The 25,936-nt window shown below is 72.0% G+C and carries 21 protein-coding genes and 1 pseudogene; 17 read left to right on the plus strand and 5 right to left on the minus strand.

Annotated elements, in window-relative coordinates; all coding sequences use genetic code 11:
- Positions 1-56 precede the first annotated feature (56 nt).
- From L3K22_RS07780 to L3K22_RS07790, 3 genes are all read left to right on the plus strand, one after another.
- Positions 57-1,178, plus strand: a complete 1,122-nt coding sequence (locus L3K22_RS07780) for a YkvI family membrane protein (protein WP_263310867.1) — start codon at positions 57-59, stop codon at positions 1,176-1,178.
- A gap of 290 nt (positions 1,179-1,468) precedes the next feature.
- Positions 1,469-2,368 carry an NADP-dependent oxidoreductase gene (locus tag L3K22_RS07785; protein WP_263310868.1) on the plus strand — a complete coding sequence of 300 codons (900 nt, stop codon included), beginning with the start codon at positions 1,469-1,471 and terminating at the stop codon, positions 2,366-2,368.
- Between the two features lie 40 nt (positions 2,369-2,408).
- On the plus strand, positions 2,409-4,487 hold the full coding sequence (locus L3K22_RS07790) for a S9 family peptidase (protein WP_263310869.1): 2,079 nt from the start codon (positions 2,409-2,411) through the stop codon (positions 4,485-4,487).
- A gap of 37 nt (positions 4,488-4,524) precedes the next feature.
- Here the strand turns inward: L3K22_RS07790 and L3K22_RS07795 are convergent, their stop codons facing one another.
- A complete protein-coding gene (locus tag L3K22_RS07795; protein ID WP_263310870.1) occupies positions 4,525-6,006 on the minus strand; it encodes a SulP family inorganic anion transporter in 1,482 nt (493 codons plus the stop codon).
- 122 nt (positions 6,007-6,128) lie between these two features.
- On the opposite strand from L3K22_RS07795, the gene L3K22_RS07800 reads away from it, so the two are divergent.
- The 7 genes from L3K22_RS07800 to L3K22_RS07830 all read left to right on the plus strand — a co-directional run bounded on the left by L3K22_RS07800 (position 6,129) and on the right by L3K22_RS07830 (position 13,468).
- A complete protein-coding gene (locus tag L3K22_RS07800) occupies positions 6,129-6,392 on the plus strand; it encodes a hypothetical protein (RefSeq protein ID WP_070501622.1) in 264 nt (87 codons plus the stop codon).
- Between the two features lie 168 nt (positions 6,393-6,560).
- A complete protein-coding gene (locus L3K22_RS07805; protein WP_263310871.1) occupies positions 6,561-7,508 on the plus strand; it encodes a hypothetical protein in 948 nt (315 codons plus the stop codon).
- Positions 7,509-7,686: 178 nt separating this feature from the next.
- Positions 7,687-8,982, plus strand: a complete 1,296-nt coding sequence (locus L3K22_RS07810) for a calcium:cation antiporter (protein ID WP_263310872.1) — start codon at positions 7,687-7,689, stop codon at positions 8,980-8,982.
- A 67-nt stretch (positions 8,983-9,049) separates the two neighbouring features.
- Positions 9,050-9,799, plus strand: coding sequence for a dienelactone hydrolase family protein (locus tag L3K22_RS07815; protein WP_263310873.1), 750 nt, complete (start codon positions 9,050-9,052; stop codon positions 9,797-9,799).
- Positions 9,800-10,201: 402 nt separating this feature from the next.
- Positions 10,202-11,503, plus strand: coding sequence for a quaternary amine ABC transporter ATP-binding protein (locus tag L3K22_RS07820; RefSeq protein WP_263310874.1), 1,302 nt, complete (start codon positions 10,202-10,204; stop codon positions 11,501-11,503).
- Positions 11,500-12,408, plus strand: coding sequence for an ABC transporter permease (locus L3K22_RS07825; RefSeq protein WP_263310875.1), 909 nt, complete (start codon positions 11,500-11,502; stop codon positions 12,406-12,408). The genes L3K22_RS07820 and L3K22_RS07825 overlap by 4 nt, the downstream gene beginning before the upstream one ends.
- A 97-nt stretch (positions 12,409-12,505) precedes the next feature.
- A complete protein-coding gene (locus L3K22_RS07830; RefSeq protein ID WP_263310876.1) occupies positions 12,506-13,468 on the plus strand; it encodes a glycine betaine ABC transporter substrate-binding protein in 963 nt (320 codons plus the stop codon).
- Between the two features lie 118 nt (positions 13,469-13,586).
- On the opposite strand, the gene L3K22_RS07835 is transcribed toward L3K22_RS07830, so the two are convergent.
- Positions 13,587-14,150 carry a general stress protein gene (locus tag L3K22_RS07835; protein WP_263310877.1) on the minus strand — a complete coding sequence of 188 codons (564 nt, stop codon included), beginning with the start codon at positions 14,148-14,150 and terminating at the stop codon, positions 13,587-13,589.
- 310 nt (positions 14,151-14,460) lie between these two features.
- Between L3K22_RS07835 and L3K22_RS07840 the strand changes: the two genes are divergently transcribed.
- Positions 14,461-14,931: a MarR family winged helix-turn-helix transcriptional regulator gene (locus L3K22_RS07840; RefSeq protein ID WP_263310878.1), complete on the plus strand. Its 471-nt coding sequence runs from the start codon at positions 14,461-14,463 to the stop codon at positions 14,929-14,931.
- Between the two features lie 70 nt (positions 14,932-15,001).
- Here L3K22_RS07840 and L3K22_RS07845 read toward each other — a convergent pair whose 3' ends face one another.
- Positions 15,002-16,132 carry a Gfo/Idh/MocA family protein gene (locus L3K22_RS07845; protein WP_263310879.1) on the minus strand — a complete coding sequence of 377 codons (1,131 nt, stop codon included), beginning with the start codon at positions 16,130-16,132 and terminating at the stop codon, positions 15,002-15,004.
- Positions 16,129-17,508: an ROK family protein gene (locus tag L3K22_RS07850; protein WP_263310880.1), complete on the minus strand. Its 1,380-nt coding sequence runs from the start codon at positions 17,506-17,508 to the stop codon at positions 16,129-16,131. Before L3K22_RS07850 ends, L3K22_RS07845 begins: the two co-directional genes overlap by 4 nt.
- 147 nt (positions 17,509-17,655) lie before the next feature.
- Between L3K22_RS07850 and L3K22_RS07855 the strand changes: the two genes are divergently transcribed.
- From L3K22_RS07855 to L3K22_RS07870, 4 genes are read left to right on the plus strand one after another with little or no spacing between them, the layout of a single operon-like run.
- Positions 17,656-18,948 carry an ABC transporter substrate-binding protein gene (locus L3K22_RS07855; RefSeq protein ID WP_263310881.1) on the plus strand — a complete coding sequence of 431 codons (1,293 nt, stop codon included), beginning with the start codon at positions 17,656-17,658 and terminating at the stop codon, positions 18,946-18,948.
- Between the two features lie 31 nt (positions 18,949-18,979).
- Positions 18,980-19,933, plus strand: a complete 954-nt coding sequence (locus L3K22_RS07860) for a carbohydrate ABC transporter permease (RefSeq protein WP_263310882.1) — start codon at positions 18,980-18,982, stop codon at positions 19,931-19,933.
- Between the two features lie 2 nt (positions 19,934-19,935).
- Positions 19,936-20,862 carry a carbohydrate ABC transporter permease gene (locus tag L3K22_RS07865; RefSeq protein WP_263310883.1) on the plus strand — a complete coding sequence of 309 codons (927 nt, stop codon included), beginning with the start codon at positions 19,936-19,938 and terminating at the stop codon, positions 20,860-20,862.
- Between the two features lie 47 nt (positions 20,863-20,909).
- Positions 20,910-22,616 carry a glycoside hydrolase family 13 protein gene (locus tag L3K22_RS07870; RefSeq protein WP_263310884.1) on the plus strand — a complete coding sequence of 569 codons (1,707 nt, stop codon included), beginning with the start codon at positions 20,910-20,912 and terminating at the stop codon, positions 22,614-22,616.
- A 515-nt stretch (positions 22,617-23,131) separates the two neighbouring features.
- Here L3K22_RS07870 and L3K22_RS16680 read toward each other — a convergent pair.
- A pseudogene (locus L3K22_RS16680) lies at positions 23,132-24,415 on the minus strand (HNH endonuclease); the annotation flags it as partial.
- Between the two features lie 340 nt (positions 24,416-24,755).
- Between L3K22_RS16680 and L3K22_RS07880 the strand changes: the two are divergent.
- The gene (locus L3K22_RS07880; RefSeq protein WP_263310885.1) at positions 24,756-25,172 is read left to right on the plus strand and encodes a (R)-mandelonitrile lyase; all 417 of its coding nucleotides are present in this window, start codon (positions 24,756-24,758) and stop codon (positions 25,170-25,172) included.
- Between the two features lie 215 nt (positions 25,173-25,387).
- Entirely contained in the window at positions 25,388-25,849 is a 462-nt protein-coding gene (locus L3K22_RS07885; RefSeq protein ID WP_263310886.1) for a VOC family protein, read from the plus strand.
- Positions 25,850-25,936: the final 87 nt, after the last annotated feature.

Genomic DNA, 25,936 nt, shown 5'->3' on the forward strand with positions numbered 1-25,936 from the left:
CGTCCGATAAGGGGCGGCCGTGACCAGCACCGGGCCCTACCCGGACAGGAGCTTCCGTGGCACAGTCCACCAAGCGGCGCGATCTCGCGACGACCGAGAAGAAGGGCCCGCTGAGGGTCCTCACCTATGCAGGGGCGATCATCGCCTTCCTGATCGGATCGGGCTTCGCGACCGGGCAGGAGATCCTGCAGTACTTCACCTCCTACGGCTACTGGGGGATCTTCGGCACCGGCCTGCTGGTGCTGGTGCTGATCTCCTACGTGTGCGTGGAGTTCTTCCTCGTCGGGCGGAAGCACAGGTTCGACAAGCCCGCGCGGATCTTCTACTATTACTGCGGCAGATACCTCGGCACCTTCTTCGACTGGTTCTCGATCCTGTTCGTGTTCCTGAGCTTCACCGTGATGGTCTCGGGCGCGGGCGCCGTTTTCGAGGAGCATTACGGCCTCTCGAAGTACATCGGCGGCGTGGCGCTCGCGGTCGTGGTGGGGCTGACGGCCTGGTTCGGGCTCTCGAGCCTGGTGGACGTGATCGGCAAGATCGGCCCGGTCATCGTGGTGATCGCGATCGCGCTGGGCATCGTGGGCATCGTCCGCTCCTCGCACGGCGTCGGCGAGGGCGTGTCCATGCTCCCCTCGCTCGACCTGGTGCAGGCCTCGAACAACTGGTTCATGTCGGGGCTGTCCTACGTCGGCTTCTGCATGCTGTGGCTCGCGGCGTTCCTGACGGCGCTGGGCCGCACCACCCGCAGCAACCGCGAGGCCGCCTCGGGCGGCGTCCTCGGCGGCAGCCTGTTCGCGATCGCGTGCGTGGTCGTCGGCCTCGGCCTCCTGGCGAACATCGAGGTCGTCGCGGGCACCGAGATCCCGATGCTGGTGCTGGCGAACGAGATCAGCCCCGTGCTCGCCTCGGGCTTCTCGCTGATCATCCTTGCGGGCATCTTCACCACGGCCGTGCCGCTGCTGTGGACCGTCTCCCAGCGCTTCTTCGCCGACGGCACCCCGAAGTTCAAGCGCCTCACCGTGGTGCTCGCCGCGGTCGGCACCCTGATCGGGCTGGTGCTGCCGTTCTCGCAGATGGTCAACATCGTCTACGTCATCAACGGCTACGTGGGGATCCTGCTGCTGGTGATGATGATCCTGCGCACCGTGCTGCGCCTGGTGCGCCGCCAGGAGATCTGAGCCCCGCCACAGGCCGCGACCCACGGCGCCGGCGCACGCCTCGCGCACCCGCCCCGCGTGCCGAGATCGCCTGCCCGAGCCGGCGTTCATCGAGAACGCAGCACCGAGCACGGGGGTCCCTGCAGAAAACGACGTACATCACGTACATGATGTACGTCGTTTTCTGCAGCACATCCCCCGTCGGCCGCCGAAGACCCGGAAGGCCCCGAAGACCCGGAATACCCGGAAGACCAGCGAACCTCGCGCCGCGCACCCTTGACCCGCGGAGCGAAGCGGCGAAGGATCCGGGGATGAGCACCGTCTTCGTCACCACCGCCTACGGCGGGCCCGAGAACCAGCAGCTGAGCACCCGGGAGGCGCCCGCGCCGCGGCCCGGCGAGATCGCGATCGAGGTGCGGGTGGCGGGGGTGAACCCGGCCGACGCGAAGCGCCGCGAGGGGCTCTTCGGGACCAAGGGGTCGCTGCCGCTCGCGCTCGGCCTCGAGGCGGCAGGCGTGGTCGCCGCCCTCGGCGAGGGGGTCAACGGCTTCGAGATCGGGGACGACGTGCTCGGTGCGCCCGCCCGTGGCCTCGGCGCCTTCGCCGAGCACACCGTGCTGAAGGCCTCCGCCGCGGTGCACCGCCCGCCGGAGGTCGCCTGCGAGCAGGCGGCGACGCTGCCGGTGGCGGGGACGACCGCCTGGGACCTCGCCGCTTCCGCCGCACCGGGCGAGACCGTGCTGGTTCTGGGTGCGGGCGGGGGCGTCGGCCGGATGGCGGTGCAGGTCGCCGTCGCGGCCGGGGCCCGGGTGCTCGGCGTCGCCTCGAGGGCGAAGCAGGAGCTGGTCGAGTCCGCGGGCGCCGAGCACGTGCTCTCCGGCGACGGCGCCGCGGACGCGGTGCGCGACCTCGCCCCGGACGGCGTGGACCTGCTGATCGACCTCGTCGGCGGGCAGCCGCTGCGGGACCTCGCGCCGCTCACCAGGGATCCGGCGCGGATCCTCTCCGCGGCCGATCAGGCCACCGTCGAGGAGCTCGGCGGCGCCGGTCGACCCTCGTCCGAGGATGCGCTCGCGCAGATCACCCGGCTGGTCGCCGACGGGGCGGTGGATCCGCACGTCACCGCCCGCTACCCGCTCGTCGCCGCCGCGGAGGCGATGGCCGCGGTGGAGACCGGGCACAGCGCCGGGAAGATCGTGCTGATCCCCTGAGCGGGTCCGTCACACCTGACCCGGCGGTAGCGTGGCGGGGATGAGCACCGACGACGCCGCCACCACCGCCCCCGCCGACTTCGCCTCCACCCCGACGTTCACCGACTTCTCGGACGTCGAGGGGCTGCTGCGCCTGCCCCGGCTCGCCTCCCTCGCCGCTCTCCCCGGCGACCGGGTGGTCGCCGCGATCCAGGAGGCCGACGAGCACGGCGCCCGCACCCCGTCGGCCCTGTGGGAGCTGGATCCGACGGGCACCGAGCCCGCACGGCGGCTCACCCGGTCGGAGAAGGGCGAGAGCGGTCCGCGACCGGGACCGGACGGCTCGGTGCTGTTCATCTCCGCTCGTCCCGATCCCGACGGCGACTCCTTCGAGGACAAGCCCGGGATCTGGCGCATGCCCGCGAGCGGCGAGGCGGAGCCGGTCGCCGCCGCGCCGGGAGGGCTCGAGCTGCTCGCCGTGGCGGACGACGGCACGATGCTGGCGGCGACGCAGGTGCTGCCCGGCGGCACCCTCGAGGACGACGCCGAGCGACGCAGCGCCCGCAAGGACGCGAAGCGCACCACGATCTGGCACACCGGCATGCCGATCCGGCAGTGGGACCACGAGATCGGCGACCAGGAGCGGCACCTCCTGCTCGTCTCCCCCGCCGGGAAGCTCGACGACCTCACCCCGGGTGCCGGAACCGTCGCGCTGACCTCGGCCTCAGCGGACCTCTCCCCCGATGCGCAGGCGGTCGCGACCTCCTGGACGCGGCGGGTCGCGGGCGGTGAGACCCGCAGCGATCTCGTGCTGCTCGACGTCGCCTCCGGCGAGCGCACCGTCCTGCTCGAGGCCGACGACGAGGCGCAGTACTCCTCCCCCGCCTTCTCCCCCGACGGGACGCGCCTGGCAGTGCTGCGCTCGACCCTGCCCACCCCGACCGACACCAGCTACACGCGCCTGGAGATCCGCACCCTCGCCACCGGCGAGACGGTCACCGCCGAGCTCGGCGATCTGACCCTGACGGACCTCGAGTGGTCCGACGCGACCACCCTGCTGGTCGCCGGGGACCTGCATTCCTCCGGCGCGGTCCTCACCGTCGACGCGACGACGGGCTCCGCCCACACCCTCGCCGACGGCGGCGTGTTCTCCTCCCTCTCCCCCGCGCCCCGCGACAGCCGGGCCGGGGGCGGGGGCGGAGAGCTCGCCGGGGCGGTCCACGCGCTGCGCAGCGACGTCGGCACCCCGCCCAGGCCGGTGCGGATCGCGGCCGACGGCACGGTCACGGAGCTGCCCGCCCCGGGCGCGGTCGGCGCGCTGCCCGGCACCCTCGAGTGGGTGAGCACTGACGTGGACCGGATCGAGGTGGGCGGCTGGCTGTGCGTCCCGGCGAGCGCGAGCGCCGCAGCACCGGCGCCGGTGATGCTGTGGATCCACGGCGGCCCGCACGGCTCGTACAACGCGTGGAGCTGGCGCTGGTGCCCATGGCTCGCGGTCGAGGCCGGCTGGGCGGTGCTGATGCCGGATCCGGCGATGTCCACCGGCTACGGGGACGCGGGGCTGAACCGCGGATGGCCGCGCCGGCCCGACGTCGTGTTCCACGAATGCGAGACGCTGCTGGACGCGGTGCTCGACCGGCCGGAGCTCGACGGGACGCGCACCGCGATGCTCGGCGCGTCCTTCGGCGGGTTCATGGCGAACTGGATCGCCGGGCACACCGATCGCTTCGACGCGATCGTCTCCCATGCCGGGCTGTGGGCCCTGCCCCAGCAGCACCGCACCACCGATGCGGCGGCCTCGAAGATGCGCGTGCACGGCCACGAGGACGAGGACCCGGACTGGTACCGGGCCTTCTCCCCGCATCACGAGGTCGACGCGATCACCACCCCGATGCTGATCACGCACGGCAACCGCGACTACCGGGTGCCGGTCTCCGAGGCGCTGCGGCTGTGGTGGGATCTGGTCTCTGCCTGGGACGGCGAGGTGGAGGACATGCCGCACCGCTTCCTGCAGCTGACCAGCGAGAACCACTGGGTGCTCACCCCGTCGAACGCCGTGGTGTGGAACCGGGCGGTGCTCGCCTTCTGCGAGCAGCACGTGCTCGGCGGGCCGAGCGCCGATGAGGCGATCACCTGGTGAACGCCCGGTCGCGGGGCTCGGGCCCCGCTGCACGGAGCTAGTTCAGCGTCCCCGTCAGCCGGCCGTGGAAGAGGGTCGAGCGGTCATCGAGCCCGGTGAAGGAGACCTCGAGGCCGTGCTCGACGTACTTGGCCTGGACCGAGTCGAGCACGGCCACGGTCGAGGCGTCCCAGATCTGGGCCGCGGTGAAGTCGACGGCGACCGGGAGGCCGCGCTCGGCGTCGGCGGCGTAGTCGAACTGCTCGACCAGGTCGTTGCTCGAGCCGAAGAAGAGCGGGCCGTGCACGGTGTAGCGCGTCACGTCGGCCCCCGTCGTGCGCTCCACGCGGGTCACGTGCGCGACGCGGCGGGCGAACAGGGCGACCGCGAGCAGCGCCCCGGCGGCGACGCCGAGGGCGAGGTTGCTCGTGATCACCACGACCACCACGGTCGTGGCCATGACGAGCGTCTCGGAGACCGGCATGCGGCGCAGGGTCGCGGGGCGCACGCTGTGGAAGTCCACGGTCGAGACCGCGACGACCATCATCACCGCGGCGAGCGCGGCCATCGGGATCTGCTCCATGAGGTCCGACAGCGCGGTGACCAGGATCAGCAGCAGCACGCCGGCGACGAAGGTGGAGATGCGGGTGCGGGCCCGGCCCAGCTTCACGTTCATGACGGTCTGGCCGATCATCGCGCAGCCGGCGATCCCGCCCCAGAAGCCGGCGAGGATGTTGGAGACGCCGAGCGCCCAGGACTCGCGGCTCTTCGAGGAGCGGGTGTCGGTGATGTCGTCGACGAGCTTCGCGGTCAGCAGCGTCTCCATCAGGCCGACGAAGGCGACGGACAGCGCGGTCGGGGCGATGATCTGCAGCGTCTCCAGCGTCAGCGGCACCTCGAGCGGGGTGAGGCCGGGCAGGCCGCCGGAGACCTCGCCCTGGTCGCCGACGGTCGGGACGCGGAGATGGAAGATCATCGCGATCGCGGTGACCAGCACGATCGCGACCAGCGGCGCGGGCACGGCCTTCGTCAGGCGCGGCAGGGCGAGCACCACGACGAGGGTGAGCGCGAACAGCGGGTAGACCGCGGCGGGCACGTCCAGGACGTGCTGGAGCTGCGCCGTGAAGATCAGGATGCCCAGCGCGTTGACGAAGCCGATCATCACCGAGCGGGGGATGAAGCGCATGATCCGCGCGAGCCCGACCAGGCCGAACGCGACCTGGACGAGGCCCGCGAGGATCACGGTGGGCAGCAGGTACTCGACGCCGTGGGTGTGCACGAGCGGGGCGACGACGAGAGCGACCGCGCCCGCGGCGGCGGTGATCATCGCGGGGCGTCCGCCGAGGAAGGTCATCGAGATCGCGAGCACGACGGAGGCGATGAGGCTGACCTTCGGGTCCACGCCCGCGATCACCGAGAAGGAGATGACCTCCGGGATCAGGGCGAGGGTGGTGACGGCGCCGGCCAGCACCTCGGTGGTGAGGCGGCGCGGGCTGCGCAGGGCCTGCAGCACGGTGGGAGAGGAGGAGGACGTGGTCACGGGCCGATGCTATCCGCGTCCGCGGCGGACTACCCTGTCGGTCTGACTGTCGTGCGTCGCGACTCACCGCGAGCGCGTCGCACGCCCCGACCGTCCCGCTCGCTCCGCCCGACAGAGGTTCCATGGCCCCGCCTGCTCGCCGCCGCTTCGATGCCACCTGGCTGCCCTTCGGGATGATCCTCGGGTTCGTGGTCGGGATCGGGACGGGGCTCGCGGTCGTCGACAGCCTGTGGATCGGCGCGGTCGTCGGCGTGCTCGTCGGCGCCGGCCTCGGAGTGCTGCTGGGCCTGCGCGGGGGCGGCGACGCGCTCACCCGGGACGAGGATGCGGAGGACGACGAGTACCGGCGGCTGCACGGCGACCCGCGCCCCGGCGAGAGGCGCTGACCTGCACGCCCCCTGATCCCCACAGGATCTCCACACCGTCAGCACAAGCCTGTCATGGCATAGACTTGACCCTCTCTTGACGGTTGGGCAGGGTGTGACGCGGGCCACCGCTCCCCGGCCCATGACGGCGCACCCGCCGCACCGGGGAGGGCCGGGACGGAGACCCCGATGGGACACCTCGACGCACGCACCACGACCACGCGTCGCCTGCGCCGCGGCATGGCGCTCGCGGCCTGCACGGCACTGCTGGGCCTGACCGCATGCGGCGCGGGGGAAGAGGCCGGGACCGGGGACGACGGCGCCCAGGAGCCCGCCACCACGACGGAGGAGCAGTCCGGCGGCGAGCAGCCGTCGGACGACGCCGGGTCCGGCGACGACGCCGAGACCGGGGACGACCAGGCGACCGACGACCAGGGCGAGGCAGTCGACGGCGAGCGTGCGGGAGAGCAGGAGGAGGAGGATCCGGGCGCCGCGGGCGAGCGCACCCGGATCCTCCTGGTCACGGACCTCGGCATCGACGAGACCTCCGGGGACGGCGCGCCGACCCTTCCGGACGACGACCTCGCCGCGCTCCTCGCGGCGCCCTTCGGCGGCACCGCCGAGTGCGCCGACGAGCTCGTGGTCGAGAGGGGGCAGAGCGCCGGCTGCGTCGGGCCGACGAGCCCGGACGACACCGCCCCGACGCAGGAATGGGTCGCGAGCACGGTCGCCGTCCCGCACGAGGACGGCCTCGAGAGCGGCTACCGGGTCGCGGTGCTGTTCTCCACCGGCACCGAGCTCCCCGAGGAGGCGAGCGAGCTGACCCAGGAGAACGTGATGCTGACGGGCCTGGGCCAGGGCTCGATGTTCGGGGCCGAGCCGCTCGGCGCGGAGGAGGTCGCCGAGGCGACCCTGCAGACCCTCACCTCCGAGAACGCCTACGTGCCGGTGGCCGGCATGGCCGACTGGTCCGAGGTGACCTGCGAGGACGGCCTGGACTTCGAAAAGTTCGGGACGACGGACTGCACGGCCGCCACCGCCGAGGGCGACTCCTGGCAGCTGCACGTCGCCCCCGGTGCCTTCGCCGCCGGCGACCAGGGGCTGCTGGTCGGCATCGGCAGCCCGACCGACGTCTGAGCCCCGGCGCATCTCGGCCCGCCCCGTCTCGCACCCGCCCTGGTCGGACCGCTCACCACGAGCTGACCCTGGTGGGCGCGACGGGTTACGGTGAGAGCGCGCCGAGGGCGGATCGGCGCCCCGGCCGGGACGACCCGGCCTGCGGACGCACCACGAGGACGGCCTCGCAGGAGATCCGATGAGCCCCTCGTCCCGCATCCGCCGGCCGCGCGCCGCGTCCCCGTCGGCCGCACCCGATCGCTCCTCCGAGCCCGGCGGCGCCCCCGGCTCCCCCGGCCCTGGCTCCCCGGGCCCCGCCCTCGCCGGGAGGGACCTTGTCCGCTCGGTGCTCGACCGCGGCGCGATCTCGCGACTGCTGCTCGGCTGGGCGGGCGTCGCCGCGTTGATGCTGCTCTCCCCCGCCCCGGGCGCGCTGTCCTCGGCGCTGCTCGCGCTCGCCCTCGCCGCGATCGTCGCGGTGATCGTGATCGCCGCCGGCGGCGTGGTCGCTCAGGCGGAGGCGCTCGCCCGCCGCCTCGGCGACCCCTACGGCACCCTGGTGCTCACCCTGTCGATCGTGGTGATCGAGGTGGTGCTGATCGCCGCGGTGATGCTCGGCCCGGGCGATCACGCGACCATCGCCCGCGACTCCGTCATGGCGGTCTCGATGATCATCATGAACCTCGTTCTCGGCCTGTGCCTGCTGGTCGGCGGCATCCGCCGCGAGGCGATGCGCGTGAACCGGACCGGCACCTCCGTCTACCTGGTGCTGCTGATCGGCCTCGGTGCGATGGCCTTCGCGGTCCCGACGGTGCTCGGCGAGGACGGCACCTACGCCCCCGTCCAGGGCGTCGCGATCGCGGTGATGGCCGTCGCCGTGTATGCCGTCTTCCTGTGGCGCCAGACCGGCGCGCAGGCGGTCGAGTTCCAGGAGATGGAGCTCCCCGCGGCCGACGAGTCCGCCGAGGAGCCCGCCGACGCCGCGGACGCCTCCGACACCGAGGACTCCTCCCCCCACATCGGCGCGATGCTCTCCCGCCACCGCGCGGAGCTGGGACTGCGCGTGCTGCTCCTCGTCGGGACCGTGCTGCCGATCGTGCTGCTTGCCCACGACATGGCCGGACTGCTCGACGAGGGGCTGGACCGGCTCGGCGCCCCGACCGCGCTGTCCGGCGTGCTGATCGCCGCGATCGTGTTCACCCCCGAGACACTCACCGCTCTCCGAGCGGCGGCCGGCGGGGAGATGCAGAGGGTGGTGAACCTGTGCCACGGCGCGCTCGTCTCGACCCTGGCGCTGACCATCCCGACCGTGCTGATCATCGGGCTCACCACCGGCAGCCCCGTGGTGCTGGCGGAGTCGCCCGTGAACCTGCTGCTGCTCGGCGTGACCTTCGCGGTCTCGGCCGTCTCCGCGGCGGCTCCGCGCGTGACCGCGGTGCACGGCACCGCGCACCTGCTGCTCTTCGCGGTCTACGCCCTGGCCCTGTTCTCCTGAGCTCGCCGCCGCCCTGCCGTCCGCCGACACCGCACCCGGCGACAGGGCCGCGGGGTAGGGTCGCGGCGTGAGTGCCACGACGCTGCCGATCCCCACCGACGCCGACGACCTGCCCGGGCTGCTCTGGCTGCCCGAGGACCTCGATCAGCCGGTGCCGGGCCTCGTGGTGCTGCACGAGATCTTCGGACTCTCCTCGTACATGCAGCAGCGCTGCGCGGATCTCGCCGCCCGCGGCTACGCAGTGCTCGCCCCGCAGCTCTTCGCCCGCCTGGACCCGCCGCTCGTCGGCATCGAGGACGGCGAGGACTTCCAGGCCTGGCTCGAGGAGGGCATGGCGCTGACCTCGCGCGTGCCCTGGGAGCGGGCCGAGGCCGATGCGATCGCGGCGATCGGCGCGCTGCGCGCCCACGGCGCGGTCGACTCCGAACGGGTGGGGCTGGTGGGCTTCTGCTACGGCGGCGGGCTCGCGTTCTCCGCCGCCGCATCGGCCGCCGAGGAGGACCGCCCGGTCTCGGCCCTGGTCAGCTACTACGGCTCCGCGCTGCCGATGCTGCTGGACCGCGCCGCGCAGGTGGACGTGCCGAGCCTGCACCATTTCGGCACGGCCGACGCCTTCATCCCGCTCGAGCAGGTCGAGCAGATCCGCAGGGCCGTCACCGCCGACGGCACCCGCGAGCAGGTGCGCTTCGTGCTCCACGACGGTGCGGGGCACGCCTTCGACAACCCCCACCCCGGTCTCCACCACGCCGGCGCCGCCGAGGCGGCCTGGCAGCAGACCCTCGGCTTCCTCGCCGAGACCCTCCCGCCACGGAGCTGACAGCCCCGCGCCGTCACCGCCCTTCCGCAGGTCGTCGACGGGCCGGAGCCCCCCCCCGGGCAGGACGTGACCGAATAGTTATGTCCCGATTGTCGGACAGTCGGATCGGCCGTCGGTCGTCCCGTCCGGCAGGCGCATCCCTGCAGGCCAGACCGTTTCCCCCACGACCCCTCACCCCCGCCGCCTCCGTCCCGCGGACGCTCCGACCCCCCTTCGTGAGCCCTGAAATGCCTGTTCCGAGGCGGTTTTTCCCACGGTCGAGGCTTAGAGTGATGGATCGTCGGATGCCGCCCGGGTCCCGCTGTGCCTCCTGTCGCTCTGCGCCTTCTGTCGCTCTGCGCCCTCTGTCGCAGACGCCCCGCTCGGCATCGCGCACGTCATGCCGCCACCGAAGGAGCCCCTGTGCCACCTGTGATCTCCGCCGAGGGCCTGTACAAGGTCTTCGGCCGCCGCCCAGAGCGAGGAGTGCGCGAGCTCCGCAGCGGACGCTCGCGCGAGGACCTGCGCGAGCAGGGCCTGACCGCCGCCGTGATCGATGCGAGCTTCAGCGTCGACCCCGGGGAGATCTTCGTGGTGATGGGCCTGTCCGGCTCCGGGAAGTCCACCCTCATCCGCATGGTCAACGGACTGCTCCCCGCCACCGACGGCGAGATCCGCATCGGCGAGGAGGTCCTCTCGAAGATGACCCCCGCACAGGTGCGGGACGTGCGCCGCCGCCGGATCTCCATGGTCTTCCAGAACTTCGCGCTCCTGCCGCATCGCACCGTCGGCGAGAACGCCGCCTACGGCCTCGAGGTCAGCGGCATGAATCGCTCCGATCGCGAGAAGAGGGCGAAGGAGGCGCTGGGGATGGTCGGCCTGAAGGGCTGGGATGCCTACCGCCCCTCCTCCCTCTCCGGCGGCATGAAGCAGCGCGTGGGCCTCGCCCGCGCCCTCGCCGCCGGCACCGACGTGATGCTGATGGACGAGGCGTTCTCCGCCCTGGACCCGCTGATCCGGCGCGACATGCAGGACCAGCTCGTCGACCTGCAGCAGCGCCTGGAGAAGACGATCCTGTTCATCACCCATGACCTGAACGAGGCGATGCGCCTGGGCGACCGGATCGCGATGATGCGCGACGGCCGGATCGAGCAGATCGGCTCCTCGGAGGAGATCCTCAACGAGCCCGCCAACGACTACGTCGCGAAGTTCATCCAGGACGTCGACCGCACCCGCGTTCTCGAGGCCGGCGCCGTGATGGAGCAGCCGCGCGAGACCCTCGGCATCGGTCAGGGTCCGCGCACCGCCCACAAGCTGCTGCGCGAGACGCAGAACTCCTGGCTCGTGGTGCTCGAGCGCGACCGCACCCCCGCCGGCGTGATCTGGCAGGACGACGTCGCCGAGGCGGTGCGCCTCGGTCAGGACGAGCTGCCCTGGTCCGACGTGCACGACATGGCGGTGGTCCGCCACGACACGCCTGTCGCGGAGCTGTTCGGGAAATCCGCGCAGCACGACGCGCCGCTCGTCGTCGTCGACGACGAGGGCCGGTTCGCCGGCGTGATCCCCCGGGTCACCCTGCTGACCGCGCTCGGCGTGATCGGCGAGGGGGAGAGCTCCTCCCTCGCCGTCGATCCGCCGCCCGGACCGGAGGCTCCCGGCATCCCGGGAGCGACCACGCAGGACGCCCCGACCGCCGACGATCGCCGCGGAGGTGATGCACGATGAACCCCGACGACGCCCTCATGCCCCGCCTCCCGATCGGAGAGTGGGTCGACGCCGGCATCGACTGGCTGAAGGAGAACGTCTCCTGGCTGTTCGACCTCTTCTCCACGGTGATGGACTTCCTGATCGGCGGCCTCACCGACGTGCTGCTGCTGGCGCCCGCGCTGGTGATGGTCGTGGTCTTCGCGCTGATCGCCTTCGTGTTCCGCTCCTGGAAGCTCTCGCTCGCGACGCTGATCGGCTTCGCCGTCGTGATCTCGATGGAGCAGTGGGAGACGATGATGCAGACCATGGCGCTGGTGCTGGTGGCGACCGTGTTCGCGGTCGTGATCGCGGTGCCGCTGGGCATCCTCGCGGCTGTCTCCAGCACGGTCAGCGCGATCGTGAAGCCGGTCATGGACTTCATGCAGACGATGCCTGCCTTCGTCTACCTGATCCCGGCGGTCACCTTCTTCTCGATCGGCGTGGTCCCGGGCGTCTTCTCCACGATCATCTTCGCGCTAGCCCCCGGGGTGCGCATGACCGAGCTGGGCATCCGCCAGGTCGACGGGGAGACCGTCGAGGCCGGCGAGGCCTTCGGCGCGACCCGTGGCCAGATCCTCCGCGGCATCCAGCTGCCGCTGGCCATCCCGACCATCATGGCGGGCGTCAACCAGGTCATCATGCTCTCCCTGTCGATGGCCGTGGTCGCCGGCATGGTCGGCGCGGACGGCCTGGGCAAGGAGGTCGTCCAGGCGATCTCCACCCAGAACCTGCCCCTCGGTGTCGAGGCCGGTCTGGCCGTGGTGGTCCTGGCCGTCTACCTCGACCGTCTCACCGCGGCGATCGGCAACCCCGCCGGCTATCCGACCTCCGCGCTCGCCCTGATCCAGCGGTCCATCGCGCAGCGTGCGACCACCGGGATCTGACCCGTCGACGGGCCGTCCCCGGCGACGGGGACGGGCCGCTTCCCCCACAGACCGATGATCACCACGATCCGATGATCACCACGAAAGGAACTCCCTCATGAGCACCCGACGACTCCCCCTCAGCCCCCGCGGCGCACGACGCCCCGCCGCCAACCCCCTCACCCGACGCTCCGCCCTGATCGGCGGTGCCGGCCTGATGGGCCTCGGCCTCGCCGCCTGCGGCGGTGACGGCGAGAGCGGCGGAGGCTCCGACGGCGGCTCGGGCGGCGGCGACACCATCACGCTGGGCTACATCCCCTCGTGGACCGACGGGCTGTCCCTCGCCTACCTGCTCGACAACCGCCTGACCGCCATGGGCTACACGGTCGAGCACGAGACCATCACCGAGGCCGGCGTGCTCTACGCGGGTCTCGCCCAGGGCGATGTGGACATGTTCCCCTCGGCCTGGCCCGAGGTCACCCACGCCTCCTACATGGAGGAGTACGGCGACGACATCGAGGACCTGGTCGCCTACTACGAGGGCGCGGTCCTGAACCTCTCCGTGCCGCAGTACGTGGACATCACCGCGATCGACGAGCTCGCGGGCCAGGCCGACCGCTTCGGCGGCCGGATCGTCGGCATCGAGCCGGGCGCCGGGCTGACCAAGGCGACCCAGGAGAGCGTGATCCCGGGCTACGGCCTCGACGACTACGAGCTCGTCACCTCCTCCACCACCGCGATGATCACGGAGCTCGAGAACGCGATCGACGCCGAGGAGGACATCGTCGTCACGCTCTGGACCCCGTTCTGGGCGATGCCGGCCTACGACATGAAGGCGCTCGAGGATCCCGAGGGCGCCTTCGGCGAGCCGGAGGCGCTGCACCACCTGGGCCGCACCGGCTTCAAGGAGGACTTCCCCGATGCCGCCGAGTGGATCGCGGGCGCGACCCTGACCGACGAGCAGTTCGGCTCGCTCGAGGACAAGGTCGTCAACGAGTTCGGCGAGGGCAAGGAGGCCGAGGCCGTGGAGGCCTGGCTCGAGGAGAACCCCGACGTCCTCCCGCCCGTCGAGGGCGAGTGACCCCGCGGCCCCGGCACCGCTGAGCGCCCGCACCGACGGGCACCGGAACCGATGAGAAGCGCCCCCGACACCGCATGGTGTCGGGGGCGCTCCTCGTCGTCGGGGCCGCCAGGGCGGCTCAGCGTCCGGCCGCGAGGATTTGCTGCGCGGCCGCGAGACGAACGCTGGGCACCTCCACGCTGTAGCTCGTGGCCTGGGTGATCCGCTGCGAACGGAAGTTGCGCCGGTTGCCGGTGGCGGCGAAGCCGATCAGGCCGAAGATGACGCCCCACACGGCGCCGAAGACGATGCCGCCCAGCACGGGGCCGACGAACGCGAGCGGGACGAAGATCGCCAGCAGCAGTCCCAGCATCAGACCTAACCAGGCACCGCCGCCCGCACCGTACAGAGCGGCCTTGCTCCAGGTCATGCGGCCGGTCACGAGCTCGACGCTCTTGAGCCCGTGACCCACGATCCGCACCGCGGCGACGTCGTAGCCCTTGTCGGACAGGAGATCGACGGTCTCCTGGGCGCCCATGTAGTCGGGGTAGATTGCCAGCGTGGCCATCGAGGGGTCCGTGGTGGGTTCGGGCTGCTCGGCGGCGTGCGTCTGCGTCGCCTGCGCCGTCTGGGGGGCCTGCGCCGGCTGGGCGGTCTGCGTGGGCTCGGTGGACTGGGTGCTCTCGGGCTGCTTCTGGGTCATGCTGTCCTCCTCGTGGTGTCGGTGAACGATTCCGGGAAGCGAGCTCTCTGCCGGGTCCTGCTCGACCCGATCACTCGGCTCCGTCTGCGTCGTCCGCGTCGTTATAGTTTGAGTGTACCAATCAACCTGTTGAGATCTCAAGAAAACTTGGGAGGGCATTGTGAGCGCCGTCGTCCCGCCGTCGTCGACACCTGAACCCTCGCCGTCAGAGTCCGCACCGCCGGAGTCCGTGCACTCGGAGGCTGCGCCTTCTGCGTCCGCGCCGTCGGCACCCGTCATCCCGGGGGCCCCATCCCCCGCGCCCACTCCCGTGGACCGCACCGTCCTGGCCGCGCACATGGGCGCGGCGGTGCAGGCGATCGAGCGCTGGGCCCGGCGCACCCTCCATCGCGACAGCGGCACGTCCCTCTCCCGCAACGAGACGCATCTGCTCGCCCATCTCGCGACGCTGCCTCCGCAGCGGATGGGCGAGCTCGCGCAGTGGCAGGGTGTGGACCGCTCGACGATGAGCGTGCAGATCCGCTCGCTCGGCGAGCGGGGGCTCGTCGACCGCTCACCCGACCCCGGCGACCGCCGGGCCTCGACCGTCACGCTCAGCGCCGAGGGACGCGCGATGCTCGAGAAGTACCTGGGTCGCGCCTCGCAGATCCTCGAGCTGACCTTCTCCGGCTGGTCCGACCAGGACCTCGCCCGGTTCGACGGCTATCTCGCGCGCTTCGCGGCAGACCTCGGCGGCGAACTCGCGGACGACCAGGCACCGTCGGGGCCGACCGGGGCGTGATCACCGCCGGGGGCGGCCAAGGCGCCGGGGACGCAGCGCCTCCAGACCGCCCCCGGCCCGCCCCGTGCGCTCAGCCCTCGACCTCGACCTCCCGGCCCGCCGCGGCGGAGGCGTAGCAGGCGTCGATCACCCGGGCGCGGCGCAGCGCCAGGGAGCCGTCGTGGGCGGCGACGTCGCCGGAGCGGACCGCCTGCAGGAACTCGGCGATGGCGCCGGCGTGACCGCGGTCCTCGCCCACCTGCGGGCTGAGCTCGGCGGGGATGCCCTCGACCTCGGTCCACACGGTGATGCGGTGGTCGCCGGGACCGCCGGCCCACTCGATCGTCGCCCCGCCATCGGCGCCGTAGAGGGTGACGTAGCAGAGGTCCTCGGGGATCCACTGCGCCCAGCTGGACTCCAGCAGCATCGTCGCCCCGCCGTCCAGGCGCAGGAAGGCGGTGGCGAGGTCCTCGACCTCGAAGGGGGCGCCGTCCTCGAGCTGGGAGACGCCGAAGCCGGAGCCGCCGCGGCCGCGGGGGCCGAACTCCGCGTGGGTCATGGCGGAGGCGGCGGTGACGGACGGTTCGCCGAGGAGGTGGAGGGCCATGTCGAGCATGTGGATGCCGATGTCCATCATCGCGCCGCCGCCGGCGCTCTCGGCCTTGGTGAACCAGGTGCCGAGCCCGGGGATGCCCTGGCGGCGGATCCAGCCGGTCTTGGCGTAGTAGATGTCCCCCAGCACGCCGGAGTCGATCACGGACTTCAGCGCGGTGACGTCGCCGCGTCGGCGGTGGTTGAAGGACACCTCGAGCACGCGCCCGGCGCGACGGGCCGCCTCGACCATCGAGGCGGCGGCCTCGCCGGTCTGGGCCATCGGCTTCTCGGTGAGCACGTGCACCCCTGCCTCGAGCGCCGCGATCGTCATCTCGGCATGGAGGAAGGTCGGGGTCGCGATCGAGACGACGTCGAGCTCCGCCTCGGCGAGCATCTCCCGCCAGTCCCGGTAACGGCCGGGCACCTGGTGCTCCTCGCCGAAACTGGCCAGCAGGTGCTCCTCCATCGCGGAGAGGGCGACGAGCTCCACGGTCGGGTCGGCGGCGTAGGCGGCGAGGTGCTGCTGGCCGGCCCAGCCCAGGCCGATCACGCCGGCGCGGAGTCGGCGCGCCCCCTCCTGCGGTGCTGCGGCCTGCTGTGCTGCGGCCTGCTGTGCTGCTGCGGTCATGACGTGCGGTTCCCTTCGGTCGGTGGATGGGGGTCCTGGGCGGGCTCCGTGGCCAGGAGGGCCAGCGGGTCCTCGTGCAGGCGGGTCAGGGCGAGCTCCAGCGCCCCGCGCACGACGACGTCGCGGCCGAGGGAGCTGGCACGCAGCTGTGGGAGGGGCGGCGCCCCGATCCGGGGCATCGCCTCGCGCGCATGCTCGAGGACGGGGTCGATGGCCTCGGCGATCGCGCCGGCGACGACGACGGTGTCCACGGCGAGCAGGCTCGAGAGGATCATGGCGATGCGGGCGAGGCGGTCGCCGACGCGCTCGAGCACGGCACGGGCGAGCTTGTCGCCGTCGCGCGCGGCGGCGAAGACGTCCTTCGCACCGAGCTCGGAGGAGGGCAGGGCCGAGAGCGCGGCTGAGGTCTCCCCTGCCTCGAGCGCCTCGAGCGCCCACCGCCGGGCGAGGGCGGCGACGCCGTCGGCCCCGCGGGGGTCGCCGAGCACGGTCTCGAGGAAGCGCATCTCGCCCGCGCCGCCGTCGGCCCCGCGCAGGAGCCGTCCGTCGACGACGAGCCCGGCGCCGAACCGCTCGCCCATGAGCAGGGCGGCGAGGTGGTCCGCGTCGGCGCCGGAGCGTGACAGGTGGGCGCGCTCGGCGAGCGCGGCGAGGTTCGCGTCGTTCTCGACGAGGACGGGGCCGTCGAGCGCGTCGACGAGGCCGGGGTTCATGGCGGGCCAGTAGCCGGCGTCGCCGCTCGGCGAGCGCCCCTCGGCATCGACCGGGGCGGGCACGCCCACGACGGTGAGCAGGCGGGGCGCTCCACCCGCGCCTCGTCCGTCGGCAGTGCCGGCCGCGGCGGGAGCGTCGACCGCGTCGGCCGTGTCGTGGGAGCCCCCTGCGCCGGCCGCGTCGACCGGACCTCCCGCGCCGGCCCGCGTGCTCACCCGGTCCAGCAGCGCGCGCAGCGCCTCGAGGCGCCGTTCCGCCGCGGTGGCGCCGGCCTCGAGGTCGTCGCCGACGAGCGGAGCGTCCTCGAGCACGAGGCGCTCTGCGGCCAGCTCGCGGCCGCGCAGGTCCGCCGCACGGGCGGCGAGGGTGTGCTCGCCGGCGTCGACGGCGAGCAGGATCCCCGCCTGCGCGCGCAGGGCGAAGCGGCGGGCGGGTCGGCCTCGCGGGGCGGCGCCGTCGCGTTCTGCCGGGGCGTCTTCGAGCCATCCTGCCTGCTCGAGCTCGGCGCACACGCCGAGCACGGTGGCGCGGGTGAGCCCGGTGGCGGCCATCGCGTCGGCCGCGGTGAAGGCCTCGGCCCCGAGGGCGTGCTGGAGGAGCGCCTGACGGTTCGCCCGACGCATCAGCTGCGGCGAGCTGACCCCGCGGTCGGCGGAACGCACCTCTCCGACCTGGGACCGCTCCCCGGATCGCGGCGGTGTTGACATGCCCGGACCACCCCCTCCATACTTCCGATAGGTCGTAAATATAACCTCTAGCGTAACTACCGTCGCATCACTGCGGCGACTCCGCTCCCCTCCAAGGAGACGATGGTGTCATCCTCGATCACTCGGCACGCGCGGCACTCGCCGACGCGGCCCTCGCGACGCGGCGTGCTCGCCGGCGCGGGCGCCGCCCTCGCCGCCTCGGCCCTCTCCGCCTGCGGCGCCGGCGGCGGCAGCTCGCAGCTGACGCTCTACCAGTCCAAGCCCGAGGCCATCCCCTACTTCTCGCAGCTCGCCGGGGAGTTCTCGCAGGCGCAGAGCCGGTTCTCGGTCCAGCACGACATCGCCACAAACCTCTCGGCGAGCTTCGTGCGCAACAGCCCGCCGGACCTCGGCTGTCTGAACTACAACCTCGAGATGGGGCGCTTCATGGAGCGCGGGGCGCTCTCGGACCTCTCCGACCTCCCCGAGGCGGGGCGGATCCGCGAGGACGTCGCCGAGCTCGCCGACTGGTATCCCACCTACGAGGGCCGCACCAGCGTGCTCCCCTACTCGGTCACCGCCGCCTCGGTGATCTACAATCGGCGGATCTTCGACGAGCACGGCCTGGAGGTCCCCACCACCTGGGACGAGCTGCTCGCGGTGTGCGAGACGCTGCAGGCCGCGGACGTCACCCCGATCTACGCGACCTTCCTCGACGCGTGGACGGTGGCGCAGGGGCTGTTCGACTACACCGTCGGCGGACTCGTGGACGTGCGGGAGTTCTACCGGCGGATGGACGAGATCGGCGAGGACGTCGGCCCCGACTCCGAGGTCTCCTTCCAGCGCACCCTGCTCGAGCCGATGCAGCGCATGGGCGAGCTGCTCGCGTTCGTGAACCCCGATGCCGCCAACCGCGGCTACGGCGACGGGAACACCGCGATCGCCCAGGGCAAGGGCGCGATGTACTTCCAGGGCCCCTGGGCGCTCGGCGAGATCGCGAAGGCCGGCACGGACGTCGAGCTGGGCACCTTCCCGCTGCCGATGACCGACGACCCCGCCGACCTCAAGGTGCGCGTGAACATCGACCTGTCGCTGTGGGTGCCCGAGGCGGCCAGCAGCCCCGAGGGCGCGCGCGAGCTCGCGCAGTTCCTGATGCGGCCCGAGGTGCAGGACCCCTACAACGCGGAGTTCCTCGCCTTCGGCACGAGGACCGACGCCCCGCCGGTCACCGACGACCGCATCGCCGAGATGCAGCGGTACTACGACGAGGGCCGCTTCTACATGGGCGCCTCGCAGTTCATCCCCCGCTCGATCCCGGCGGAGAACTACATCCAGTCGATCGCGGGCGGCGCCGACCCCGAACCGGTCCTGGCCCGCATGGACGCCGACTGGGCCCGCCTGGCCTTCCGGGAGTGAGCGCATGACGACCCCACGACAAGGAGCACCGATGTCGACGACGACACCGACGCGCGAGGACGGGACCGCGGACGGTGCGGCCCCGGACGCCCCGGCGACCGGGCGCGCGTCCGTCCCGCGCCCCTCACGGCGCCGCACCGACCCCGTCTACCACCTGTTCCTCCTGCCGGCGCTGGCGCTGTTCACCCTCGCGGTGACGCTCCCGGCCGTGCTCGGCTTCGCCTACAGCTTCACGAACTCGATCGGGTTCGGGGACTGGGACGTCATCGGGCTGCGGAACTACATCGCGATGTTCCGCGACCAGGGGATCCTGGACTCCTACCTGTTCACCCTCGGGTTCGCGCTGGTCACCGTCGTGCTCGTGAACGCGCTGGCGTTCCTGCTGGCGCTCGGGCTGACCTCCCGGATCCGCTTCACCGCGGCGCTGCGCACGATCTACGTGATCCCGATGGTGATCTCGGGGATCGTCATCGCGTTCGTGTTCCAGTACCTGTTCGCGAACACCGTGCCGATGCTCGGCGAGGCGCTCGGCTCCGAGGCGCTGTCGGTCTCGATCCTGGCGAACGAAGACTGGGCATGGGTCGCGATCGTCATCGTGACGGCCTGGCAGTCCATCCCCGCGACGATGCTGATCTACATCGCCGGGCTCGTCACGATCCCTGCCGATGTGTACGAGGCGGCGTCGATCGACGGCGCGACGGGACGGCAGAGCCTGTGGCACATCACGCTGCCGCTGGTCTCCGGCTTCGTCGTCATCAACACGATCCTCGGCTTCAAGAACTACCTCAACGCCTACGACATCATCGTCGGCCTCACCGACGGTGGGCCGGGAGTGGCCACCCGCTCGGTCGCGATGTCGATCTTCCGCGGCTTCGAGGGCGGGGACTACGCCTACCAGATGGCCAACGCCATGGTGTTCTTCCTGATCTCGATCGCGCTCGCGGGCCTCCAGCTCCGCCTCACCCGTGGAAGGACGGTGCTCTGAACATGTCGACCGCCGCACCCCTCGCACCCGCCTCGTCCTCCGGCTCGCCTTCGGGCTCGTCCTCGAGCACCGCCCCGACTCCGCGCCGCCGCCGACGCGGTCGGGTGGGCCGCGACCGCGTGAACGTCACGACGACCGCGCTGCTTATCCTCGGCGCGCTCACCGTGCTGGTGCCGCTTTTCGTCACCGTGAACATGTCGCTGAAGGCCACCGAGCAGGCGGTCGACGGCAATGCGTTCAGCCTCCCCTCGCCGCTGACCCTGTCGAGCTTCGCGGAGGCGTGGAGCCTGACGAACTTCCCGCGCGCCTTCGCGATCTCGCTGTTCATCACCGTGGTCGCGGTGGCCGGGGAGATCGTGATCTCATCCCTCGCGGCGTACGCGATCGTGCGCAACTGGGACCGTCGGCTGTTCCGCTGGTCGTTCTTCTACCTGCTGGCGGCGATGTTCATCCCGTTCCCGGTGGTGGCGCTGCCGCAGATCCAGCTCACCGGGATTCTGGGGCTGGACAACCCGCTGGGCGTGGCGATCCTGCACGTCGCCTTCGCGATGGCGTTCAACACGCTGCTGTTCACCGCGTTCCTGCGCACCATCCCGCTCGAGCTCGAGGAGTCGATGCGGATGGACGGCGCCGGCACCTGGCGGGTGTTCTGGCGTCTGATCCTGCCGCTGCTGGGACCGATGTGCGCGACCGTCGGGATCTTCGCCTTCATCCAGTCGTGGAACGACTTCATGATGCCCTCGCTGATCATCTCCGACCCGGCGCTGCAGACCGTCCCGGTGCTGCAGAACATGTTCCAGACGCAGTTCAGCAACAACTACAACGTGGCCTTCGCGTCGTACCTGATGGCGATGGCCCCCGCGATCATCGTGTACCTGTTCGCACAGCGCTGGGTGATGTCGGGCCTCACCCAAGGCGCGATCAAGTGACCCAGCCCCTTCACCACCACACCCGCTCGACCGGAGGATCCTCCATCGTGACCACCGTCCCCCAGAACCTTCCCGCCGCGCTGCAGGCCGACGCCGACTGGTGGCGTCAGGCCTCCGTCTACCAGATCTATCCGCGGTCGTTCGCGGACGGCAACGGCGACGGGATCGGCGACCTGCGCGGGATCATCTCCCGCGTGCCGTACCTGCAGAAGCTCGGCGTGGATGCGGTGTGGCTGAGCCCCTTCTACCCCTCGGCCCTGGCCGACGGCGGCTACGACGTGGACGACTACCGCGACGTGGATCCGCGGATCGGGACGCTCGAGGAGTTCGACGAGATGGTCGCGGCGCTGCACGGCGCCGGGATCCGTCTGATCGTGGACGTGGTCCCGAACCACTCCTCGGACCGTCACGAGTGGTTCCAGGAGGCGCTCGCCTCACCGAAGGGCTCAAACGCCCGCGAGCGGTACATCTTCCGCGACGGGCGGGGTGAGGACGGTGAGGAGCCGCCGGCGGACTGGACCTCGATCTTCTCGGGCCCGGCGTGGACGCGGGTGCCGGACGGGCAGTGGTACCTGCACTCCTTCGCGACCGAGCAGCCGGACTTCAACTGGAAGCACCCGGAGGTGCACGAGGACTTCCTGCGCACTCTCGCGTTCTGGTCAGACCGCGGGGTGGACGGGTTCCGGATCGACGTCGCCCACGGCCTGGCGAAGGATCTGACGGAGGTGCTGCCGTCGAAGGCGGAGCTGAAGGAGATGCCGAAGGACGGCACGCATCCGCTGTGGGACCGGGACGACGTGCACCAGATCTATGCGGAGTGGCGCGAGCTGTTCGACCGCTACGATCCGCCGCGGATCGCGGTGGCCGAGGCGTGGGTGGAGACGGCGGAGCGTCGCGCGAAGTACGCGAGCCCCGAGGGCCTGGGGCAGGCGTTCAACTTCGACCTGATGGAGGCGGACTTCGACGCCGCGCACTTCCGGGAGATCGTCACCGACAACCTCGCGCAGTCGGAGGTCACCGGGTCCTCCACCACCTGGGTGTTCTCGAACCATGACGGGGTGCGCCACGCGACCCGGTACGGGCTGCCGCCGCGGGCCGGCAGGGACGTGAAGCAGGGCGCGGAGTGGGTGCTCGCGGGCGGTCCCGAGGACGGCATCGACCGTGCGCTGGGGCTGCGCCGGGCACGGGCGGCGACGCTGTTCGAGCTGGCGCTGCCGGGCAGCGCGTACCTGTACCAGGGCGAGGAGCTGGGCCTGCACGAGGTCGCCGAGATCCCCGACGAGCAGCGGCAGGACCCCGCGTTCTGGCGCACCACGGCCGAGGACCGCGGCTTCGACGGTCTGGGCCGGGACGGCTGCCGGGTGCCGCTGCCGTGGACCCGCACCGGCTCGTCCTTCGGCTTCGGCACGGGCGGCGCGCACCTCCCCCAGCCGGCATGGTTCGCGGACTTCTCTGTGGAGGCCGAGGAGGGTGTGCGCGGCTCGACGCTCGAGATGTACCGGGCCGCGCTGCGACTGCGCCGCGAACTGCAGTCCGAGGAGTCGCTGACCTGGGACGAGACTCTCTCGACCGAGGAGGTGCTGGCCTTCGAGCGTCCGGGCGGCTGGCTGTCGGTGACGAACTTCGGCGAAGGGCCGGTCGCTCTGCCGGAGGGCGAGGTGCTGATCGCCTCGAGCCCGCTCGAGGGCGGCGGGGACGACGAGATCCTGCTGCCGGGCGCGACGACCGCCTGGCTGCGGCCCGCAGCGCGCTGAGCCCGGCGAACTCTCGAGGCGAGGGGCGATTCCGTGGATGACCTCCCGGATCGCCCCTCGTCGTGACGGATCCTGCCGGGCGCAGGTGCTTGCGGACTCTTCTGACCAGAGGGCCCCTCTGACTGCACCGGGCGGGTCGGGATCGTGCGGGTGAGCACCTGAGCGCTCGTCGGGCGGGTCATGGTGCAGGGCTCCGCGTCGGCGGTCCCGCTGATCCCGCCCTCTTCCCCGTCGGCGAGACCGCTGGTCTCGAGCGGCTCCCCGTCGGATCCGGCGGCGCCTTCCGGCCTGCCCGCCGCTGTCGCTTCCCGTGCCTGCGAGTCGTCGGGCATCACCACGAAGGCGGTCGGCCCGAGGCGCTGGGCCCGTCGGACGACGCTCGCCCCGCTGTGACTCGTCCATTCCACCTGGTGGCCGTCGGCGGCCTGGTCTCCGAGGCGCTCGACGGTCGCGTAGGCGTCCTCCTTGCCGGGGTTGTCGTGTCCGCACAGCCCCTGGCCGTTGTCGAGGCTGGTCGCACCGCCGCGGCTGTGCGGGACGATGTGGTCGTACTGGCGCACTGGCGCGTCGCAGTACGGGGCGCGGCAGCGACCATCTCTCAGGTGCAGGAAGCGCTTCAGGGCCCGCGGGAACTCACGGGCTCTCGACTCGACGGCGACGATCTCCCCGCGGGCGGGGTGCTGGAACAGCTTCCGCAGCACTGCTCTGATCGAGGGCCCGTCAGGGCCGTAGCGGTCGCAGGCCGGGTCCTCCGGTGCGGCGAGGGCTGCGCGCAGCTCGGCGCGCAGGGCTTCGGCGGGCACCGGGCCGTATCCCTCGATGTACGCCGCGTCGCCGTGCTCGGGAGCGAGCAGGGCCCGGTCGGTGATGATCACGCCGACGTCGAGGGTCTCGAGCTCGAGCCCGCTGTCCCGGCCGAGCAGGGTCGCGACCAGCGCATCGGCCATGATCGCGCCGTGGCCTTCCCGGTCCCCCTCGGACCTGCGTCGCTCGGCCTCGAGGGAGAGCCGCTTGTGGACCCGCTTCGCGTCGAGGGCGGGAAGATGGGTGCTGAGGGTCGCCATGCCGTGCTCGCCCGGGGTGAGGGTGACGTGGCGGGAGCGGCGGGCGATCAGGTGCCGGCGCGCGGCTCCGTCGGGGTCGAGCTCGCCGACGGCGGCCACGACCGCTCCTCGCCAGGCCTTGACGCCGGCGCCCTCCATCTCGGGCAGGCGCTCGTGGAGCACCTGGTCCACGTCGCGGCGCTGCTGGTCGGTCAGCGGGGCGGAGGTGGTGGCCGCGGCATACGCGACGGCAGGTGTGATCGCGCCGCGGCCGAGTGCGGAGAGCATGCGCGGCATGGAGCCGACGAGTCGGCGCGCGGCGGCGAGGCTCGAGCTCGCGGTGGCGGGCGAGCGGTGGGTCGCGAGGGTGATGTCGGCCGAGGCTCGTCGATCGGACTGGCGGATGAGCTGCTCGAGCGGCGGGAGGAAGTCGTCCTCGTGGGCGACGTCGTCCCGTGCCGCGTCGATCCGGTCGCGGAGGTGCGCCTCGGCGAAGGCGACGAGGGTGCGGGCCTCGAGCGCCGCGAGGGAGCTGAGCGCGCCGTGGATCATGTCCAGCAGGTTCTTGATCTCCTGCCGCGGCCGAGCGCCGACCTCGAACATCTTCTGCGGGTCGATCGCAAGGGAGGTGAGCAGGTGGTCGACGTCCCCGAGGAGCTCTGCGAGCGCGGACGGACCGCCCGCATGCAGCTCGGCGAGCACCTGCTCCGGAGCGTGCTGCTCCGGGGCGGGCTGCGGGGACGTCGTCGCTGTCATGGCCCCATCCTCCCGCGCACCACTGACAGAGGAAAGGCCCGACGGAAATTGTGGACAGCGCCGAAGCACGATTCTCCCGACACCGGGAGAAGAGCCCACGAGACGTCGACCCCGACACACCTCGACCGCCTATGACCTGCGCGCTTGAATGCACACCGCGTCCACTGGCACCCCGCCGCCCGGACCGACCGTTCCTCCACATCGCCACGAAGCAGAAATTCCCTCCAGAATTCCCTGTGGAGGAACGATCCGTTTCCTGGACCGCCCGTCCGTCCACACCCTTGCCCCTGCGCACCCGTCCGGTATCTCATGGGGACCACCGCTCGCCGAGGAGGCATCGATGCAGAAGCTCCCCGTCCCCCAGTCCGCCCAGGCACCGGCCGACGCGTTCACCGGCTCCGTGCTCCACGAGGCGCTGCGCGGCCCGATGGAGGGGTCCCGCCTCGCGATGGCCCACGTCCACTTCGCGCCCGGCGCCCGCACCCACTGGCACACCCACCCACGCGGCCAGACCCTGTACGGCACCGCAGGCGTGGGCCTGGTGGTGACGCGGGCGGGGGATGTGCAGACTCTCGAGCCCGGCCGCACCGTCTGGATCCCGCCCCTCGAGGAGCACTGGCACGGCGCGATGGCCGGGACGCGGATGGCGCACATCGCCGCGCAGGAGGCCGACGAGGACGGCGAGACGGTCACCTGGCTCGAACCGGTCACCGACGAGGAGTTCGCCCGCGCGAACGAGGCCGTGCAGGCGGGCTGAGCAGGGCGACCGAGCGGGACCGGGGCCTCCGCTCACGGGCCTGCGGACACCGCTTCGCTGCCGGCCCGTCGACGCCCCGAGTCAGGCCCTCCGACACTCTGCGTCTTCGCCCCGTTCCGGCTCCGGCGCACCTTCGAGGACAGGATCCGTCCTCGTCTCCGGGCACGATCGCCGTGCCAGAACCCCCTGCACTCCCCGACGACGATGGAGTCCCCATGAGCGCCACGTTCCAGGTCACCTTCGACGCCCGCGACCCGGGCAGCCTCTCGATGTTCTGGAAGGAGGTGCTCGGCTACGTGCATCCGGGCCCGCCGGGGTTCGACCCGACGACGGGCCGTGACGCGCTCGCCGCCTGGGACGAGTTCCTGGACGGGTTGGGCGTGCCGACATCCGAGCGGAACGACGTCTCCGCACTGGAGGATCCCGAGGGGGCCGGGCCGCGGCTGTTCTTCCAGCGCGTTCCTGAGGAGAAGGTCGCCAAGAACCGCGTCCACCTCGATGTGCGAGCCGCGCCCGGCCTCGAGGGTGAGGCGAGGATGGCGGCGCTCGAGGCGGAGTGCGAGCGGCTCGTCCCGCTCGGTGCGACGAGGGTGCGGCGCCACGAGCCCGAACCGCCGATGAGCGGCGGCTTCATCGTGATGACCGACCCGGAGGGCAACGAGTGCTGCCTCGACTGACGCAGCTCGCCCGTCGCGGATCGTTCCGCTCCTCCTGCACTCCGGCGCGTCTACGCTGACTTCCCCGCTCCCGCGCTCCCCTCGTCG

The organism is Brachybacterium atlanticum, from assembly GCF_025669985.1.
In the GTDB taxonomy this organism is placed as follows: Bacteria; Actinomycetota; Actinomycetes; order Actinomycetales; family Dermabacteraceae; genus Brachybacterium; species Brachybacterium conglomeratum.

Excerpts from the sequence above, each read along its gene's own strand:
- L3K22_RS07810 (WP_263310872.1), top strand. The coding sequence starts at position 7,687 with ATGAGCCCCTCGTCCCGCATCCGCCGGCCGCGCGCCGCGTCCCCGTCG.
- L3K22_RS07825 (WP_263310875.1), top strand. The coding sequence starts at position 11,500 with ATGAACCCCGACGACGCCCTCATGCCCCGCCTCCCGATCGGAGAGTGG.
- L3K22_RS07790 (WP_263310869.1), top strand. The coding sequence starts at position 2,409 with ATGAGCACCGACGACGCCGCCACCACCGCCCCCGCCGACTTCGCCTCC.
- L3K22_RS07860 (WP_263310882.1), top strand. The coding sequence starts at position 18,980 with ATGTCGACGACGACACCGACGCGCGAGGACGGGACCGCGGACGGTGCG.
- L3K22_RS07830 (WP_263310876.1), top strand. The coding sequence starts at position 12,506 with ATGAGCACCCGACGACTCCCCCTCAGCCCCCGCGGCGCACGACGCCCC.
- L3K22_RS07785 (WP_263310868.1), top strand. The coding sequence starts at position 1,469 with ATGAGCACCGTCTTCGTCACCACCGCCTACGGCGGGCCCGAGAACCAG.
- L3K22_RS07885 (WP_263310886.1), top strand. The coding sequence starts at position 25,388 with ATGAGCGCCACGTTCCAGGTCACCTTCGACGCCCGCGACCCGGGCAGC.
- L3K22_RS07800 (WP_070501622.1), top strand. The coding sequence starts at position 6,129 with ATGGCCCCGCCTGCTCGCCGCCGCTTCGATGCCACCTGGCTGCCCTTC.
- L3K22_RS07880 (WP_263310885.1), top strand. The coding sequence starts at position 24,756 with ATGCAGAAGCTCCCCGTCCCCCAGTCCGCCCAGGCACCGGCCGACGCG.
- L3K22_RS07855 (WP_263310881.1), top strand. The coding sequence starts at position 17,656 with ATGGTGTCATCCTCGATCACTCGGCACGCGCGGCACTCGCCGACGCGG.
- L3K22_RS07805 (WP_263310871.1), top strand. The coding sequence starts at position 6,561 with ATGGGACACCTCGACGCACGCACCACGACCACGCGTCGCCTGCGCCGC.
- L3K22_RS07865 (WP_263310883.1), top strand. The coding sequence starts at position 19,936 with ATGTCGACCGCCGCACCCCTCGCACCCGCCTCGTCCTCCGGCTCGCCT.
- L3K22_RS07845 (WP_263310879.1), bottom strand. The coding sequence starts at position 16,132 with ATGACCGCAGCAGCACAGCAGGCCGCAGCACAGCAGGCCGCAGCACCG.
- L3K22_RS07835 (WP_263310877.1), bottom strand. The coding sequence starts at position 14,150 with ATGACCCAGAAGCAGCCCGAGAGCACCCAGTCCACCGAGCCCACGCAG.